Here is a 19,539-nt window from a genome sequence, read left to right as displayed (position 1 = left end):
AACTTCAAACTGTTTCGTTGCACTTTGAGTCCCATAAAGCAAATCACTAGAAATTAATAACTTATAAAGTTAATCGAAATGCAGGTGATTATAATACATAAACACGTTAAAATACAGCTAATAACCAATTTTATTTATAAGAACTCCGCCAAAATTGTTACACTGCATTTTAACCGGTATTAATCCCAATTTTCATTAAACAGCTCGTGAAGTGATAAGTTCAACGACCGCCCACCAAGTTTAACTGAAATCCTGACAATCTTAAGTCTACCATTAACGATCTTAGTTTTTTGGACACTTGCTCGTGTTCATCTGCAGCTGAAAAAACTTTAGGATCTCCAATAATTATTAATTTATGCTTTGCTCTTGAAAGCGCTACATTTACCAACCGTTCACCGTTGATTCCCTTGTACAGATTTCCAATATTCTTTTCAGAGTTATCAACGATATCATAAATAATGACATCAAATCCAGAGCCTTGAAAGGAATGAATCGTTCCAACTTTCACCCGATCCAATTGCTCATTCGTAAGTGCCTTACTAAACAATTGCTTCCGCAGATGTATGACTTGCCCATTATAGGGCGTAATTATGCCTATTTCTAAAATTTCGTTTTGCTTCAGAATGCTTTCCACCAGATCAATAACGACCTGTGCCGTTTTAGTATTGACTCGAGATTTGCCTTGTGTAGATTTAACCATGGAGCCATCTTTGGGTTCGATTGGGATAAAACAATAGGGCGCCTCTATTTTTCCTTTTTCAATTTTAATTTCTTTATACTGTTCAGAATAGAATGATGTCAATTTTCCGTTATAAAATCGGTCGTTGATAAACTCACAAATATCTGGATGCATCCGCCTTTGTTCGGTTAACATGACCATGACCTTGTCTTCAAAACCGTCAACGTCCTTAAAATACTCAAAAACATCTCTATTAAACCAATTATTGACAGCTTCTGTTTTTCCGATACTTATCGGTCCAAGTTGTTTAAAATCGCCGGCCACTAAAAATTTATCTGACGTAAAACTGGACATAGTCAAAGTTTGTATCAGAGGCATCATCCCTACTTCGTCAACCACTACGAGATCAAATTTCTCATTGTCAAAATTACCACCCAAAAAACATTGTGCTGCCGTTGTGAAAACCAAACTCGATGCTGAAATTCGCTTTTGATTGCTCTGCTTAATCTCTTTTTGAAGTAGAACTTGTCTGTTTCTAAGGATTGCTTTTTCTTCAACATCTAATTCGTTACTATTTCTAAGAAGTTTTAAGACGTCTCCATAATCTTTCCTTAGCTGATCCACAATTTCCTTATCGGGATATAAGCGATCATCATTAACAATTTCGGGCAGCACGGGATACCCAAATCGCAAAAGCTTTCTTTCATTTAATAACCGTCGTGAAGCATCACTAAAATTCTCAAAGTCTTTAATGATTTCCTGACCCAAAATATCAACAGAAACATTTGAAATTCCAACAGCAAGCACCCGCATTCCCAAAGCGCACGCTTGGGTTATAATTTTTGATAAGGTATAGGTTTTTCCGGTGCCAGGTGGTCCCCAAATAAATGTGACATTTTGAGAAAACACACGTTCTAAAGCAAGCTTTTGACTGGTATTAAACCCGTTATAATTTAAATCGAGTTGCTGTTGCTCCTTTTTTAAAAATCCATCTTTGTATAAGAGTTGATGGGTCAAACTCAACTCGTCATCTTTAATGTTATTAAACCGCTCCTTAATATGTTTTAAAAAACTGATCGGTTTGGGCTTAAATCGGAATATTGTTTTGATGTGTTCGTCAGATAGCTCCTGGGAAACTCTAAAAATAATGATCGACCTTTGGCGATAATAGGCCAGAAATACGCCTTGCAGATTATTGTTTTCAGAAGCTTCTCGCCACCATAAATTTATCGGAATTCCCTCTTGGCCAGGCGTTGCAATCCCGTCAGGAAGTGATATTTGTGCTTCATATAAAAAGCCATAACCAGGATTCCGGATGGCTTTAGACACTTTAGCAAGAATCCATAATTTAGAATTATCATCTTCTATGGCATTCTCCTCATCCATAAAAGCTTTAATAACTTCCTGATCATCATCGACAGCCAAACCAAACCACGCCGGGAAATCTCTATTGAGCTCGTACCATTTTGGAAGATACAAATACCGCCTTACCCGAGTAAAATAGGAATTGTAATAGTCAAGCGCCTGCTCTACGGATTCAATGTCGATGTTTTGGCGAAACAACAAGTTTGTAAGTTGCTTTTCATTGTAAGCATTATTTTTATGGTGTATTTCATGCCACTTTTTAATAATTTCTTTGAAGATGAGTTCCATTGGTACTTTTATTTTATGTCATTGAGAGATTTTGGCAGTTCATCAATGACATCCGTGTTGGTTTTAGTGTGGCGCAACTACATTATAACTCCTCAAACAAATCATTCCAATTCGGAATTACACTTTGGTAAGCGCTCTCTTTTTGAGCTGTTCCCTGATTTTTGCTGCATGATTTGATAAGTCATGTAATTTTTCAAAAGTCTATGTGTGGGTGTAAAAACTTCCATTTCTAAATGATAAACATTTAGAATATTTTGAATCGCTAAATATAAAAATATTTTATAAAGTGTTACGCGATTTCAAATAAAGTCCATCAGCAAATAATCCATTTAAGAAACCACTTTGATTGGCGCTGTTTTTTTTTGGTCATTTAAAGTTGATCACTATCTAAATACTCAGCAATTTATAAAACTACAATTTTGAGTTTGTTTTATAGAAAGCTTACTTAATGAGTTAATAAAGACTAAATACTGAAATCATTGAAAATCATCACATTCAGCGTCATCAGCGTACTATGAAATAAAGAATGAGGATTTAAGAATGATGTATTGGGGATGAGATTGAAGTTTGAGGGATTCGGAAAGTTTTATTATAAGATATATACTCACCAAAATATAGGCAAAAAACCATTAAAAATTAGCGTTACATAAAATTAGCAATGTGGAATTAGCTATTATAAAGGATTCCACATGAAATCAATTCATTCGATTATAAATAGCCTCGAGCTAAAATCCTTGATTATTGTAAAAACTCTTATTTTTGCACCAATGTTATGTATCTATCTTCAAACCATATCGACAGGAAAACAAGGGGAATTTCCGTATCGCTTAACTTTAAAAAGGAGTGAGAATTCAGAATCCGTGAGCTTCAACTTTCGACCTGAAACAGACATTTCTAAAAAAACGTACAAGTTGAACGGTTTGGATCCGGAGGCGATTTTGTCAGCGCCACCGTTCTCAGATATTGCGGATGAGTTGATTGAGATTTTTCAAAACAACACCCTCACTTTTTCCGAACTCAAACAATTTCAATTGCTCCAATCGCAATTCAGATCCATTGGCTATAATTTCAACGTGCGTCCTAAAACACTTTTTTATAAAACTGGAACTGAGCAATCAAATGCCATTGAAATCTACCTGGAAGATCACGGTATGTTTGACGGACACAGCATAGAATATGCAGATGCTTTTGTAGAACTCATGCACCACTATGCAAGTGGCATTGCAGATCTCAGAAAATCCATAACTCCAACATCAGACGCTTCAAAAAACTTTGACCTTTCACAATACCAGATGGCGCCTGGGGTCTATTACTTTTTGAATGCGTTGGATGAAGTGATTTATGTGGGAAAGGCGAAAAACATAAGAAAGCGTTTGCAAAGTCATTTTTCCAAGCAAACGACCGCCAGCGCGATTGATTATAGCAAAGTTGAGCGGATTACTGTGGAATATTCGGGGAATGATATTTTGGCACAGCTCATAGAATCGGCGAATATCAAAGCTTTACAACCGATTTACAATACCCAACAAGTGACGGATCCTGCGCCCTATTTGATTAATCAAGGCAAAACTGCCAATGGCATTCATAAGTTGCAAATCGTGCGCAAGCCTGTAAAAGATGCGATGCCTGAACAATATTTCAACCGTTTATCGGTAAGGCAAGCTTTGGGAATTTTTTGTACCGATTATGATTTATGCAGAAAACATTGTGGTCTGGAAAAAGTAAAAGGACCTTGCAGTAAGGTTACGGTTCAACATAAAGATTGCGTTTGCTCAGGTAAAGAATCAATTGCCAATTATAATAAGCGTTTTGACATTGCTTTGTATCAGTTCAAAAATAGAAAAGATCGCAAGATTTATAAACTTAAAGGTCGGCATAAACATGAAGATGCTTTTATCTATCTGGTCAACGGGATTTATGAAGGTTACGGCTTTATTGATAAAAATGAAACTATTTCGAATGTCAATGATCTTCTTGGCCATTTAACACGTCAGACCAACAATTATGACACCTCACGAATTGTGAGTGGCTTGGATAAAACTATTGCGGCTGATCAGGTTTTAATGTTAGATGGAATTTGAGAAGGGATTATCACACCATAATTTGAAAACAATAAAAAACCAAGCCTCGAGAATTATTTATCTCAACGCTTGGTTTTTAATCCTAATTTTTCGTTATCTCTTTTTAATCAGAAACAATTTCAAATTTATTCCCAAGACCTGCTTAAACCGGAATCTTTTCAGCCTCTTTTCGGCGTTTCCAATTGCGATGTTGGGCGATCGCTTTGATAAATTTTGAAGGCTCTTTATTCAAGCAAATCGCTTTGTCGTCTTTAAAATCGGTTGCATAGGTCGTTTCTAAGAAATCTACGCCCTCATGATCCGCCGCAATGGCTTTACAGTGTTTTAAGGCTTCATTGACAAACTTCGTGAATTTTGCATTTTGCTGTAAGGCTTTAATCGAATCTTCTCCTCCTGGAATATAAACGGCATCATAAAGCACGCTTTCCGTGGTTACAATGGACGCGTCCACTTTCTGCTCGGCGACTTCATTACTTTTTACAGTGCCGCCATGAGGCGCGATCACTTTAATCATTGCTCCTTCTTTTTTCAGAGCGTCGGTCATCTTCTTAAAATCGGTTAGTGAAAATCCGTCTGCCATTAATACAGCAATTTGGCGTGTAGCAATCGAATCAAATTTTGTATTGGCCTGACTTAATGCAGGCGATTCCTCCAAATAAACCTTCTTTTTAGTCGGCTGAAACTTCGCCACATCGGCATCGGCACCAATGGATTGGTTTAGAGGCTGCTCAACAGTTTCGGGCACTTTCAGCCCTAGGCCGTCGGCAACTTTCTTAGCCAGACTAGAATCAATTTGTGCTAACACATACAACATCCGCTCTTGGATATGTTTGAGCGTACATTTTCCTAATTCAAAAATATAAGCATCGGTCACATGCTGTTGTTCCCAATCAGCAAGACTTCTGTAAAACAAAGCAGGTTGAGAAAAGTGATCACTGAAACTTGCACTTCGGGTTCTAACTTTCCGAGCATCGATCCGTTCTTCATAAGATGTAAACGCGCCTTCTGACATTTTTGAAAGGTGCGGACAGCCGCCACTTAAAGTATTCGGAAAATAGGCTGTTTGTCCTTTCGGAATATCCATTTGCATGTGCCCATCCCTTTGATTGTTATGCGTTGGCACCACAGGCCTATTGATCGGAATTTGATGGAAATTAGGTGATCCTAATCTGGAAAGTTGCGTGTCTCGGTATGAAAAGAGGCGTCCTTGTAAAAGTGGATCATTTGAAAAATCAATCCCTGGAACAATATGACCAGGTAGAAATGCCACTTGTTCGGTTTCTGCAAAAAAGTTTTCTGGATTTTTATTCAAGGTCATTTTACCGATAATTTTGACGGGAACCATTTCCTCAGGAATCAACTTGGTAGGATCCAAAAGATCGAAATCGAATTTATGCTCGTCTTCTTGAGCTACGATTTGAATTCCGAATTCCCATTCTGGGAAATGTCCTGCCTCAATAGCATCCCATAAATCCCGACGATGAAAGTCGGAATCGGCACCACTGATTTTAACCGCTTCCTCCCAAGTAACCGAATGGACGCCCAATTTTGGTTTCCAGTGGAATTTCACAAAATGAGATGCGCCATTGGCATTAATCAATCGGAAGGTATGAATCCCAAAACCTTCCATCATTCTAAAACTTCGCGGAATGGCGCGGTCGCTCATGGCCCAAATTTGATTGTGCAGTGTTTCGGTAGCATGCGAAACAAAATCATAAAAGGTATCATGCGCAGACGCTGCCTGCGGAATTTCCCTATTAGGCTCAGGCTTCACGGCATGAACCAAGTCTGGAAATTTCATTGCATCCTGAATGAAAAAAATGGGCATATTATTTCCCACCAAATCCCAAGTGCCTTCTTCGGTATAGAATTTCACGGCAAATCCACGGACGTCTCTTGCCAAATCAGACGAACCTTTAGAGCCAGCCACCGTTGAAAAGCGTACAAATACTGGCGTTTTTCTGGAGGTATCGTTAAAAATTCCCGCTTTACTATATTGCGGTATACTTTCATAGAGTTCAAATACCCCGTGCGCCCCACTTCCTCTTGCATGAACAATGCGTTCTGGAATGCGTTCGTGATCAAAACTGGTTATTTTTTCTCTTAATAAAAAATCTTCGAGCAAGGTTGAACCGCGCTCACCTGATTTTAAGGAGTTATTGGTATCATTCACCTTGAGACCTTGATTAGTGGTCATCGTTGTATCCTTGGTTTCTTTTTCGAAACTTTTTAAATCCGTGATCTTCTTGGATTCAGAGGGTTTTTTTTTCTTCTCGGCCATAGCAATGTGTTTTAGATCTATTAAATATTTTTCAAAAATTTCTGAAAGAAAAAATTAGGAATCTAAATGTCACACTTTGAAAATGAAATCATTAACGCAATAAAAATTATTTCTGTTCTAAATGAATTAAAAAACGGCGACACTCTCTCAAGGTCGCCGTTTTAAAATCACAATAGTAGATGTGGTTTTTGTTTTACTTCGGAATTACCAAAATTGGAATGGTGGGATGAAAAGCTAGTTTCTTAATAACCGGCTCCTTCAGGATGTTTTCTAACATCCCATGCTTGTAATTTACCATGGCTAGCATATCTATCTTCTGATCCTCAATAAATGCTGCAATGGCTTTGGATTTTGTGGAGGTGTCCGGCAACCAATCAAAACTATGCTCATAATCCTCAAGATAATTCTTTAGGATGTTCATATGGATCTCTTGAGTTTCTGATAAATTATTGTTGACTTTTACATGGACAATTCTAATTTTCGAACCGTATAAATCTGACAAATCTTTCAGTGCCTGTAATTCTTTTATTTCATAGTTCCTTTTAAAATCCGTTGGAAAAGCAATTTGATTGGGTTGCACATAAGCAAATCCATCGGGAAGAATTAAAACCGGACAACCTCCAATGTTTCGTATGACTTTTATGGTATTGCTGCCCATAAGATATTCAACGGCGCCAGTCGTGCCTTTAGTTCCCATGACCACCATGTCAATAGCATTTTTCTTCACTGCTTTTTTGACGGCAGTTTTTATCTCTTTTTTACTCTGCAGCGCTATAAATTCGTGTTTAGCATTGGCATTCGCCAGTCCCGTTTGGGCTATCAAAGCATTCATTGTGTTCGTAGCGGCCTTATTCTCATTGTCGTCAACATAGGCTGCGCCAAAGGCCCTGGTCACTGCTTCATCCACATAAGTACTGTGCAACACATAAAATACGCACTGTTGATTGGCATATAATTTTAAAGCATAATGCAGCGCATTAGCTGCGTTGTCTGAAAAGTCCGTTGGTACTAAAATATTTAATTTTTTAGATGTCATGAGTTCTTTGTTTTTATGTTTGGTATGACCAGAAATGGAATGTTTAAATGAAAACCAATCTGACGAATTGTATTTTTAAAAAATAGATTCTCGAAAATCGAGTGTTTATTATTGACCATGGCCAATAGATTAATTTTGTGTTTCACCTGAAATTCATTTATGGCATCAGTGAGTTCCATAGTACCAACGTCATGAAACAAATAGGCTGTGCCCTCAAATAAAGTCGCTAGATGATTTTGGTTTTCAATTTGCGCCATTGTTAATTCATTGCCGCTAGACACATGCAACACATTTATTCTTGAATTATTGGTGGTTGCCAAGGCCTTAAGAACCTCTAAATGTACGTTTTCGAAATTGATTTCTAAGTCCGTTGGGAACAATATTTCGTGAGGTGTGTCATATTCAAAATCAGATGGGACAGCGAGAATAGGACAGGTAATAGTGTTAAAAACCTGCACAGTGTTAGACCCGAACAGCACCTCTTTTGCTCCTGTGTCCCCTTTCGTCCCCATGACAATAAGATCAATTTTAAGCTCTTGAATGAGATCCATGACTCCAGAAACCAAGGTATCAAAGCGCGCTATAGTTTTAAATGTATGGTTTGAATTGGCACCAAATTCATTTGAAATCTGCGCTAACAGTTTACTCAAACTTTCCTTTGCAGCATCTTCTATGGGATCACTCAAACCAAATTGAGCGGGTGCCATAAGCATATAATCTATATTGTAGATAATCGGTGTATAGGCATGAAATAAATGAAAGGTGCACGGTTCATTCTTATATAGTTTTATGGCATATTTTATGGCATTCCAAGAATTATCTGAAAAATCGGTGGGCAAAAGAATGTTTTTCATAAGTTCTAAATTTTAATTCACTTTAAGGAACGTGTAGCATTTTGTAGGACCAACAACGGAATTTTGAGATCGATGCCGATGTGATCTATAGTAGACTCAAGCAGAATTTTTTCCCAAAATGAGTGACGGGTATTGACCATAACCAAAAGTTCTATCTCTTTGTTTTTTATATATTCCTGAATGCTTAAAGCGATATCTTTATTATTTTCGATACAAAAATCAACTTCTGTACTCTTTACGGTATTATTAATAAAAGCTTGGTTTTCTCCTTGCTTAACCGTCAATTTTTTGTTTTTGGAAATATGGAGAACCGTAATAAGACTTCTGTAAGACTCTGCCAAAGTGTTCAACAGCTTTAATTCTCGTTCCTTATACAGTACCCTATAATCTGTAGGAAACAATATATTTTTCAATTCCGTCATCTTATAGTGAGAAGGGATTGCCAAAACCGGACATTTTACAGACTTCAAAACTTGAAAGGTATTGCTTCCAAATTTCAAACGACGTTGATTTGATTTTCCAGTGGTTCCCATGACGATGAGGTCGATGTTTTTTGCTTCAGAAATCAGATTGGCCGCTTCCACTAAAGTTTTATATGATGAAATAACCTGATAGGTGTGTCTTGGATTAGGCGTGCTTTTTTTAATTTCAGCAACCATGTTTTCAAGATTTCTTTCAGATCTATTCCTTACACTATCCACAATCTCATAAAATACGCCTCGCGAAACCATTTCATCATAACTATGAGCTTCATTATAATAAGCGTGCATGAAAAAAAACGCTACGGTTTGATGTTTAAAAAACTCCGTGGCATAGGTTATGGCATTCTTGGAATTCTCAGAAAAATCGGTAGGAAGAAGAATGGATATCATGACGATGTTAATATTAGTGATGATAAAATTATAAATTGTAACACCCAGAAACTATGATAAAAATCAGAATTTATACTATCTGTTTTTAAAATAGTTACAACCATAATAAAAAATCATTTAATTAAGATGACCTAAATTACCAATAAAAATAGTGCTGTTGTACATAATCACACGGAAATATTTTGACTTTTATAGGAAAGAAAAATCCTTATAAAAACATCATTACGATATTACTTGAAGTACTGCACACTACGCTGTGCACCACTATCAAAACATATATTTGAGTGCGCGGCAAAAAACAAATGATCTGTTTTTATTTATAAACAAAACATCCCTAAGAACTATCCATTATTCCATTAAGCTTTAACTTTGCACGGATTAAAATAATAGGAATTAATTTTATGAAGCACAATACCCCTAGCCAACCAAATAGAGGCTGGATTTTAGCGGCAATCATGGTAACCATGGCCTTAGCTGCAATGGATGGTACAATTGTAGCCACCGCAATTCCACAGATTGTAGGCGACTTAGGTGGCTTTTCATTATTCAGTTGGTTATTTTCCATATATCTTCTCATTCAAACCATTACCATTCCCATTTATGGAAAACTAGCCGATATTTATGGTCGTAAACCCATTCTCATTTTTGGCATCATTGTTTTTCTTTTAGGCTCGGCTACGTGTGCCGGTGCTTGGAACATGGTCAGTTTGATAGGATTTAGAGGGCTTCAAGCCATCGGTGCTGGTGCTATTATGGCGACGGTCAACACTATTGCTGCCGATATTTATACGCTGGAAGAACGCGCTAAAATTCAAGGATATCTCTCTAGTGTTTGGGGAGTGTCTGCTATTTTAGGACCAACTATTGGTGGCGCGCTCGCCGATTATGCCTCCTGGCGTTGGATCTTTTTAATCAATATCCCCGTTGCGATTGGTGCGATCATCATGATCAGCATGTTTCTTCAAGAAAATAAACCCATCAAACAAGCCAAAATTGATTGGTTGGGTGCTTTAGCATTACTACTTACTGGCGCTTTTATAATGTTCGGATTGATGCAAGGTGGACAGTCATGGGATTGGATTTCTTATGAAACCCTCATTTTTGCGGTTATTTCGGTGTTCTTGATTTTAGCAACTATGAAGATAGAAGCGCGCGCCGAAAGTCCGATCTTACCAAGATGGGTATGGCGAAAACGCGTCTTGGTCGGCGCTAATCTTGCTACCATTGGCATGGGGTGTTTGACCATGGGCCCAAGTATGTTTTTACCGGTTTTTGCACAATCAGTCATTGGTGTTGGCGCGATAACTGCAGGTTTTATTTTGGCGAGCATGAGCATCACATGGCCACTTTCATCCGCACTTTCCGGTAAATTGTATCTTCGGATTGGATTTAGAAATACCGCTCTTTGTGGCATTTCAATTGTCATCATCGCCATTGTAGCCTTCTTGTTTATTCCTTATCCAGGCTCTGTGGCGACGTTGGTTGCCCTGCAATTATTCATGGGTGCCGGTTTCGGTTTGATCTCTACACCGTTGATGGTCGGCGTCCAATCCACAGTCGATTGGGGACAAAGAGGTGTTGTAACGGGCGCAAGCATGTTTTCAAGATATTTCGGACAAAGTTTGGGCGCGGCAATTTTTGCCGCTGTTTTCAATTCGGTGTTATTGGATAAATTAACGGAGGCACCCGCCAATTTGCAAAATGCTTTACCAAAAGTGAATGAAGTGGTTGAGGTTTTACAATCTTCCCATCACGACCCCACAGTCCAAACCTATTTGCAACACGCTTTTTTTGATTCGACCCACACGGTTTATATCGGATTGGTTACCGTAGGACTTCTCACCCTGATTGTATTGGTACTCACACCAAAACACTTTGCTAAAATCGACAAATTTTGATTTTGAAGATTATATTTTGATAGGTTATTAATTCATAACTTATAATCGACGTGAAATAATATGCCGCTCCTATGGGAGCTCATTTTCTAATCCCATCATTTCCATCTATTAACATACCGCTCCTATGGAGCTCTGAAACTGAAAAAACAAGCAACAATATAATAAATCAAAATAGACTAAAGGTCTATTCCTTTCGTCATATTTATAGCAAAAAATTTATGTCTCTAATTAAAAGGGTGAACAAATTTGTGAAAATCCGTGAAATCAGTGTCAAAAACCACAAATGTATCCTTATTCAAAAGATGCAATTAAAGGGAAATTATATACCGCTCTGAAACCTATAAATCAAACAGACGAAATGTCTTTTACATTGGTGAAATTTTGAGTAAATAATTTAAGCCTGTATTTTCAGACAACGGAATTCGTGAAATTAGTGTCAAAAAAACACAAATGTAACCTTATTCAAAAATTGGATCTGATCTGAAATGACAGGCTTTTTTTTGGAAAAGCCATTATTTCTTTATTAATTGATATGCACATTAAATTCAACAAGCTTATCCTGAATCTTGGAGCAATAAGTTATTTTTTTAAGTTGCCAAATGTTGTTCGTAATGCTCATCTTGAAAAATAAATAATAGCAGCGCATTTCCCTCAAACTTCCTAAGCAACGCAACAAATCCTTACAAAAACAGTTTACTTCATCCTCATAAAGTTTATATTTGTACTTATTAAGTCTAATTATAAATAGCGAATAATGCATAGCCTGTCCTCCATCAGGTTTTTGATGGCCTTCATATTAGTTTCCATAACCACATCCAACGTCTTTTCACAATCCAATGACCAGACCACCGAAACCGTGATTCATCTCTTGGATTATATTGCAAGAGATTATCCTGAAGCTGTTCAAAACGGGGAAATTGTCGATGCCGATGAATACGAGGAGATGCTCGAGTTTTCAGCACAGGCCTACGATCTGACCAAGGAAGGTTCCTTTCTTTCAGAAAAGGACAAAAACGTGCTTGAAGCTTTGGAACAGCTGAAGATTTTTGTTCAAGAAAAAAAATCTGCCACCGAGGTGGGCGAATTATCCCGACGCATAAGAAACAGCCTTATTGAAATCACTGGCATTCAAACGGCTCCTGCACTTTGGCCAGATGCCTCAAAAGGAAAAGCACTCTACGCGATCAACTGTGCTTCATGTCACGGTACAAAAGGCAATGGCGATGGGCCATGGGCAGAAGGTCTTGACCCTGCTCCTAGCGACTTTAACGATTCGGATTTAATGCGCCAGGTGTCGCCTTTTCAGGCGTACAATACTATAAAACTAGGTGTCAACGGTACCAGCATGCGTGCCTTTTCTGAATTGACCGAGGACCAACTTTGGGATTTGGCATTTTACATCAAAGCAATACGGTTTCAAGATGATCAAACGGATACGACTGCCTTAAGAGCGCATTTCGAAAAGATATATCCTGAGGTGAATTTAAAAGATGTGGCAACCTATTCAGATGATGAATTACTGGCTAGACTTTCTGAAAAATCCGGCAAGGCTACCCTGCAATTAAAAGCCTTACGCTTATTGGTACCGACGGGCGAAGAATCCAATAGCAGTTTGAGTATCGCGAAAGAGCATTTGAATGCTGCATTAAAAAATTATACCGACGGTAACAAAACCTTGGCACGCACCAGCGCATTAACCGCCTATTTGGAAGGTATTGAGCCTGTAGAAGCCCGATTAAACGCAAACAATCCAGCCTTTACCCTGAAAATTGAGCAGCAAATGCTCAAAGTCAGGCAAGCAATTGAACAAGATTTAGGCGTAGAAACTCTCAAAGAAGAAACCTATAAAGCATTAACACTCATTGATGATGCCTCCCAAATATTACAAAACCATAAATTAAACTACTGGTTGACTTTTGTGTTAGCAGCTTCCATTATGTTGCGGGAAGGCTTAGAAGCTTTTCTCATATTAGCGGTCGTTTTGGCATTAATACGTACTTCGGGCGTTAAAAAAGCGCTCCCGTGGCTTCACGGTGGTTGGATTACGGCGGTTATTTTGGGAATTGCGGGTTGGTTTCTTTCAGATTACATCATTCAGTTTGGCGCTAAAAACCGAGAAATCATGGAAGGCTTAATTGCCTTGTTTGCCGTAGTGATCTTGGTTTACGTGGGCTTTTGGCTTCACAACCATTCCCATGCCAAAAAATGGAAAGAATTCATCGAAAACAAAATTGGACGCTATCTTCAGAAAGATAAAATGTTCGGCTTGGCGGCGTTTTCCTTTATGGTGGTCTTCCGCGAGGCATTTGAAGTCATCCTCTTCCTTCAGGCCATCAATCTAGAATCTGAACCAGAGAATAAGTCAGCTATAGCTTTGGGCGTTTTGGCGGCAGTGGCTTGTATTGCAGCGATGGTTTATCTATTTCAAAAATATTCTAAACGCATTCCTGTACGGCAATTGTTTCAATACTCCTCATGGATTGTGGTGTTCTTAGCGATCATTCTTATGGGCAAAGGTTTCCATTCGCTCCAGGAAAGTGGTTGGATTTCGGTAACCGGTATCCCTTCACTATTCCGCATTGATTGGTTAGGCTTTTATCCTACCTTGGAAACAATCCTAGCACAAGCTGGCTTGTTGATCGCTATTTTTATCACTTACAAAATTACCAATCAACGCATTGAAAAGACTATGCTGAACAAATCCTGAACTAAATATCTATAGAATTCATAGGACGTCGTATCGTGAAATTTAAATCTTATTATACTCAAAAAGGCTAAAAAAGGAGGTACCTTTGCACCCCAAATTGGTCATCAAAATGGAACACGTGGTTCGAAATTCTCCCACGTTAAAAAACTAAGAAACACTTATGCCTTCCAAAAAAATACAGCGGCTTGCCTTATTATTGGCCGTATTTCATATTGTTATTGTTGCCTCAAGCAACTATTTAGTCCAATTCCCTATTACCGTATTTGGCTTTAAGGCCACTTGGGGGGCGTTCACATTTCCGTTCATCTTTTTGGCTACCGATTTAACGGTACGTCTTTTTGGTGCACGATTAGGACGACGGATTATTTTTTATGCGATGTTTCCGGCCTTGGTGGTTTCCTATTTAATTACGGTCGGCTTTCGTCACGGCACATGGTTGGGCTTTGAATCGTTCTTACACTTTGATCTTTTTGTGGCTCGTATTGCCATTGCCAGTTTCTCGGCTTATGTGGTCGGGCAGATTTTAGATGTGTATGTGTTTAATAAACTCAGACAGCACAAGCAGTGGTGGCACGCACCAACGGCTTCGGCAATTTTTGGAAATTTCATGGACACTTTTGTGTTTTTTATCATTGCATTCTATAAAAGCTCAGACGCTTACCTCTCCGAAAATCTGTTTGAAATCGCCACGGTCGATTATATTTTTAAAATGGTCATCAACGCGCTGTTTTTCCTTCCCCTTTATAAAGTCATTTTAGACCAAGTGATGAAAAGATTGCAGAAAAAAGAAGCAAGAAGCTTCGACAGGCTCAGCTAGCACCACTTCGCTTTTAGAATTAAGAAGCACCTAGACTTTAAATTGTAAAACGTTTCCTAATAAGCGATAGTTATTATTGATGTGTTGATGAAAACCGAAAAATTCATAAGTGTTCATAACTGATAAAATGCGCTTCAATTTGAATACAAATCGAATAAAATCACGTATTTTAAGTTTTCTAAATAGGAAGTTATTTTACTGATAAAATTCCAACGATATGTATCCAATAAATAAAATAGAGGCCTTTATAAAATCCGCTCCTATTCTTCAAGAAATCATAGCGGCAAAACCTGTTTCTTGGTTAAATCCGGAATTAGAATCCATGCAAACTGCACCTAAATTTTCCATATCTATGGAAGATATGAGAGCTGCCGAACAATTATGGACACGGTTTGCTCCCTTTTTTGTGAAAGCTTTTCCGGAAACTGAAAAAAGTCATGGCGTGCTAGAGTCGCCTCTTCGAGAAATTTCAAAGATGAAATCGCTTTTAAATGAGCATAACGGCGCTATTGAGGGCCGATTATTCCTGAAATGTGATAATGAACTTCCTATTTCTGGTTCTATTAAAGCCCGCGGTGGTTTTTTTGAAATCATGAAATATGCGGAAGAATTAGCGCTTGAAGCAGGACTATTGAAAATGGAAGATGATTATAGTATTTTGACCTCCCCTAAATTCAATGAGTTTTTTAGTCAATATAAAATTGGTGTGGGCTCCACTGGTAATCTCGGACTAAGTATAGGCATCATCAGTGCAAAATTAGGTTTTCAAGTCACTGTTTACGTATCGGCTGATGCTAAACAATGGAAAAAAGACTTATTGCGTGAAAAGGGCGCCATTATCATCGAGTTTGCTGGCGATTTTAGCGAAGCCATTCTCGCCGGACGACAACAAACCAAAGCCGATCCGAAGGCACACTTTGTGGATGATGAAGATTCTCAAGATTTATTTTTAGGCTATACGGTTGGCGCACTCCGGATTGCTGAACAGTTAAAAGAACAATATATTCAGGTCGATGCGGAACATCCGCTATTCGTATATTCACCTTGTGGTGTTGGTGGTTCTCCAGGCGGTACCGCTTTTGGTCTCAAACAAATTTATGGGGATCATGTGCACTGTTTCTTTGTAGAGCCCACACATTGTCCTGCTGTATTAATAGGTTTGGTTACCGGCGAAATGAGCCATATCAGTGTACAAGATATCGGACTTGATAATAAAACAGAAGCCGACGGTTTAGCTGTGGGGCGGGCATCGCATTTTGCTACAGAAATCAGCAAACATTTGATCAGTGGAATTTTCACTATTGAAGATGAGCAACTTTTTAAACTTTTAGCGCAATTAAAAGACTCCGAGAATATCTTTCTAGAACCTTCAGCAACGGCAGGATTTATCGGGCCTCAACGGACACAAAAAACCGAATATGCAAAAATGCATCATCTCAACATGAAAAACGCGACACATATCGTTTGGGCGACGGGAGGTATGTTAGTTCCAGGGTATGAAAGGAAAACGTTTTATGAAAGAGGACGCAAACAACTGAGGTAAAACGTGTTTCCTAAAACCACAGGTCCATAATTTAACTACCCGAAACACAGCTTCGGGTAGTTCTATAGATTATATATGATCGCTTTCTTATAACGGTGCTACCAAATTTTCAAACCATGCCTTGACTTCGCCATCCAAATGTGGTGCAAGCTTTTCTTGAACCATCTTGTGATACGCATTGATCCAATCAATTTCTTCTTGAGAAAGTAAGTCTTTCACAATGATACTTTTAAAGAACGGACACAAGGTCAAGGTTTCAAATTCGTAAAAGGTATTCCATTCGGTTTTCTTCCAAGTTTTGATCAGAATCAAATTCTCATGACGGATGCCGTATTGACCTTCTACATAATAGCCAGGTTCATTGGACAGCACCATTCCTGCTTGCAAGTCCACTGGATTAAGTTCTTTGCGAATACTTTGTGGTCCTTCATGCACATTTAAAAAACTGCCCACGCCATGCCCAGTGCCATGATTAAAATCTTTCCCCTCTTTCCATAAGGGCATTCGGGCCAAAGCGTCGAGTTGAACACCTTTGGTGCCTCTAGGAAATTTCGCCAGGGACAAATGAATCAAACCTTGAAGCACTATGGTAGCATCTTTCTTAAATTCATCAGAAACTTCACCTAGCGGAAAGGTTCGGGTAATATCAGTGGTGCCTTCTAAATATTGACCACCCGAATCTACCAAAATACTGCCGTGATCTACTATCTTTTTACTTCCTTCAGAAGCCGCAGAATAATGCATAATCGCACCATTGTCTTTATAGCCGACAATGCTGCCAAAACTATTGCCTATAAAATTCTTTCCTTCTGCACGAAACTCGAGTAGTTTTTTACCGATGCTATATTCGTCCATTTCTTCTTTGCCCACCGTATGTGTCAACCAATGAAGAAACTTAACCATCGCAACGCCATCGCGAACCATCACCGTTCTGAATCCTTCCTGCTCGGTTTCGTTTTTAACGGCCTTCATCAAATTTCCAGGCACTGGCTTTTCAATGATTGTATTGTTATTTTTAACCGTTTCAAAAATAGATTGGTTACTGTTGGGCGCAATCAGAATGGATTGGTTTTTCAGCATTCCAAGATGATCGAAAAAATTATGGTAGGGTTTTGTGAACACTCCTAATTTTTTCATGAGAAGTTCGGTGTCGTCATCTAATTTAAATAAATCAACAAAAAGAAAACACTCCTCCATCGTCATCAAGATATAGCCTAAAAACACAGGATTGCAATTGACATCACTTCCACGTAGATTTAGGGTCCAAGCCACATCATCCAAACTGGAAATCACGTGTGCTGTAGCGCCTTCTTCCTTCATTTTCTCTCGGATAGCGGCAATTTTATCGGTTACCGATTGTCCAGCAAGTTCTATTGGGTGCACAAAAACAGCATTTTTACTCGGTGCAGGTCGCTTCGTCCATACATTTTTCAGTAAAGGCAAATCTTTCAGAAAACGTTTATGCTTGGTCAATTTATCCTCTAAAGCCACCCAATTGGCATGTGACGTAGCGATACCATTTACAGCGATCGTTGCACCTTCGGAAGTTTCAGAAATAATCCAATCGATATAATTGGGGGTTCCTTCTATCCCATCCTTAAACAAATCGATACCTGAACCTTTAAGCTCTAGGGGCGCTTGGGTAAAGTAACGTCCGTCTGTCCAAAGTCCAGCTTTATCAGAGGTAATCACGACGAATCCAGCTGAGCCTGTAAATCCTGAAAGCCAAGTGCGTTCTTGCCATTCGGCGGGAAGGTATTCGCTCATGTGTGGATCGGCGGAATAAACGATAAAGGCATCAATGTTATTTTTCTTCATCTCCTCTCTAAGAGAAGCTACTTTTTCTTGGGCTGTCATAAATAGTGTTTTTTTTGAGCTCTAAAGTTACAGAAAGTCTGCTTTATAGAAGAAGATAAAAGAGGATTTATTAGGGATGAGGAATTAGGAGTTAGGTTTGAGGAACGATGGAACATAAAATAGTTAGCATCAATTATCTGTGGAAATTTGCGGGAATCTTATTGAGAGAATTGTTCTACAAGCTATAACTTAAAGTTGCACAAAGGCCACACAAAGATCCACAAAGGGAGTTTTGAATAAATCAGGATTTCATAAAATTCCTGACTCTCCGTGAAACTATTAAGTGTTTATATACAATCGCTTATAATAATCTGTGTTTACCAGTAAAATCCGTGTGAAAAAAAACAGCGAAATTCAGCAGAAATCAGCGTTCCATAAATGATTATTGCACAGGGTTACATAAAAGTAGACACAGAGTTCCACAGAGAGCATTGTAATGAAAATGAAAGTGAAATTGCCTGCCCATCCGAAGCATTTGCGGAGGCCGGAATTAGAAATTGAAATCGAAATTGAAAGTGAAATTGAAATTGAAACCTGTTCTATTCGATTTTCTGTAAGATATAAAACATCAGTCCTCCCATGAAATAACAAACCACATCCCAAATATCGCCAGTATATCGATACGATTGCTGTGGAAGAAAGTATTCAAAAACAATCGAAAAAAGCGCGACCAGACTTAAGACTGTAAACTTATCTAAGCGAATAGTATGGTCTTTTTTAATCCACCAAACGCCATGTAAGGCCACAATTGCCACCATCGGAATCACTAAAAAATCATTGAGATGATGGAAAATCCAATTGGGATTTGAAACAGAACATAATTTCAGACTTTGCACAACTAAAAACACCGCCAAGGACAAGAATCCATATACATGTAGCAGTTTTAAAGGAAGTCGAGGTTTCATATAAATAACATCGCAATTAACCACGCAATAGCGATGCCGATCGTCATTACGATCATCCAAACCGAATAGAATGCATAATAAACACCGCGTACCAGCCAAAATCGATTGGCTTTCATCCGTTCGGAAAAAGACTTTTTGTTCAAAGCAGAGATTTCCAAAAGTTGCTTAAGTTCAGCTTCTTTTACTTTAGTATCAGAAATCAACCTTGCTTCTCGAGCCTCTAAAACAAGAGCTTCACCTCCAACATTATCATGATTTATCTGCTGTGACATATTAAACATAATTCAACAAGCGAAAATAAGGCTTATTTATAATGACAAAGAACGAAACTGGGGTTTTGCAATTTTTTAACAAGT

Annotated in this window: 13 protein-coding genes and 1 riboswitch; of the genes, 5 read left to right on the top strand and 8 right to left on the bottom strand. The window is 38.4% G+C overall.

The features are described 5' to 3' along the window. Positions 1-220: 220 nt before the first annotated feature. Complete coding sequence (locus ABIQ28_RS04495; RefSeq protein ID WP_348035627.1) at positions 221-2,332, bottom strand: AAA domain-containing protein; 2,112 nt, start codon at positions 2,330-2,332, stop codon at positions 221-223. Between the two features lie 689 nt (positions 2,333-3,021). On the opposite strand from ABIQ28_RS04495, the gene ABIQ28_RS04490 reads away from it, so the two are divergent. After that, positions 3,022-4,413, top strand: a complete 1,392-nt coding sequence (locus ABIQ28_RS04490) for a GIY-YIG nuclease family protein (RefSeq protein ID WP_348035625.1) — start codon at positions 3,022-3,024, stop codon at positions 4,411-4,413. A gap of 142 nt (positions 4,414-4,555) precedes the next feature. Here ABIQ28_RS04490 and ABIQ28_RS04485 read toward each other — a convergent pair whose 3' ends face one another. From ABIQ28_RS04485 to ABIQ28_RS04470, 4 genes are all read right to left on the bottom strand, one after another. Further along, on the bottom strand, positions 4,556-6,694 hold the full coding sequence (locus ABIQ28_RS04485) for a catalase (protein ID WP_348035623.1): 2,139 nt from the start codon (positions 6,692-6,694) through the stop codon (positions 4,556-4,558). A 193-nt stretch (positions 6,695-6,887) separates the two neighbouring features. Then, complete coding sequence (locus ABIQ28_RS04480) at positions 6,888-7,730, bottom strand: universal stress protein (RefSeq protein ID WP_348035621.1); 843 nt, start codon at positions 7,728-7,730, stop codon at positions 6,888-6,890. Further along, positions 7,727-8,584 (bottom strand): universal stress protein, encoded by an 858-nt coding sequence (locus tag ABIQ28_RS04475; RefSeq protein WP_348035619.1) that lies wholly within the window; start codon positions 8,582-8,584, stop codon positions 7,727-7,729. Before ABIQ28_RS04475 ends, ABIQ28_RS04480 begins: the two co-directional genes overlap by 4 nt. 17 nt (positions 8,585-8,601) lie before the next feature. Continuing rightward, positions 8,602-9,456, bottom strand: a complete 855-nt coding sequence (locus ABIQ28_RS04470; protein ID WP_348035617.1) for a universal stress protein — start codon at positions 9,454-9,456, stop codon at positions 8,602-8,604. 401 nt (positions 9,457-9,857) lie between these two features. On the opposite strand from ABIQ28_RS04470, the gene ABIQ28_RS04465 reads away from it, so the two are divergent. From ABIQ28_RS04465 to ABIQ28_RS04450, 4 genes are all read left to right on the top strand, one after another. Further along, complete coding sequence (locus ABIQ28_RS04465) at positions 9,858-11,354, top strand: MDR family MFS transporter (RefSeq protein ID WP_348035615.1); 1,497 nt, start codon at positions 9,858-9,860, stop codon at positions 11,352-11,354. 754 nt (positions 11,355-12,108) lie between these two features. After that, positions 12,109-14,061, top strand: a complete 1,953-nt coding sequence (locus ABIQ28_RS04460; protein ID WP_348035613.1) for a cytochrome c/FTR1 family iron permease — start codon at positions 12,109-12,111, stop codon at positions 14,059-14,061. Positions 14,062-14,173: 112 nt separating this feature from the next. After that, positions 14,174-14,218, top strand: a riboswitch (PreQ1 riboswitch). Positions 14,219-14,221: 3 nt separating this feature from the next. After that, positions 14,222-14,878 carry a 7-cyano-7-deazaguanine/7-aminomethyl-7-deazaguanine transporter gene (locus tag ABIQ28_RS04455; protein ID WP_348035611.1) on the top strand — a complete coding sequence of 219 codons (657 nt, stop codon included), beginning with the start codon at positions 14,222-14,224 and terminating at the stop codon, positions 14,876-14,878. 217 nt (positions 14,879-15,095) lie between these two features. Beyond that, positions 15,096-16,421 carry a D-serine ammonia-lyase gene (locus ABIQ28_RS04450; RefSeq protein WP_348035609.1) on the top strand — a complete coding sequence of 442 codons (1,326 nt, stop codon included), beginning with the start codon at positions 15,096-15,098 and terminating at the stop codon, positions 16,419-16,421. Between the two features lie 87 nt (positions 16,422-16,508). Here the strand turns inward: ABIQ28_RS04450 and ABIQ28_RS04445 are convergent, their stop codons facing one another. The 3 genes from ABIQ28_RS04445 to ABIQ28_RS04435 all read right to left on the bottom strand — a co-directional run bounded on the left by ABIQ28_RS04445 (position 16,509) and on the right by ABIQ28_RS04435 (position 19,455). Continuing rightward, positions 16,509-18,278, bottom strand: coding sequence for an aminopeptidase P family protein (locus ABIQ28_RS04445; RefSeq protein ID WP_348035607.1), 1,770 nt, complete (start codon positions 18,276-18,278; stop codon positions 16,509-16,511). 539 nt (positions 18,279-18,817) lie between these two features. After that, entirely contained in the window at positions 18,818-19,183 is a 366-nt protein-coding gene (locus ABIQ28_RS04440; protein WP_348035605.1) for a hypothetical protein, read from the bottom strand. Beyond that, positions 19,180-19,455 (bottom strand): hypothetical protein, encoded by a 276-nt coding sequence (locus tag ABIQ28_RS04435; RefSeq protein WP_348035603.1) that lies wholly within the window; start codon positions 19,453-19,455, stop codon positions 19,180-19,182. The genes ABIQ28_RS04440 and ABIQ28_RS04435 overlap by 4 nt, the downstream gene beginning before the upstream one ends. Positions 19,456-19,539 lie beyond the last annotated feature (84 nt).

The sequence above is a fragment of the Gelidibacter sp. genome, from assembly GCF_039916245.1.
Lineage (GTDB): Bacteria > Bacteroidota > Bacteroidia > Flavobacteriales > Flavobacteriaceae > Gelidibacter.
The sequence above is the reverse complement of the archived record's forward strand: the minus strand, read 5'-3'. Positions and strand labels throughout refer to the sequence as shown.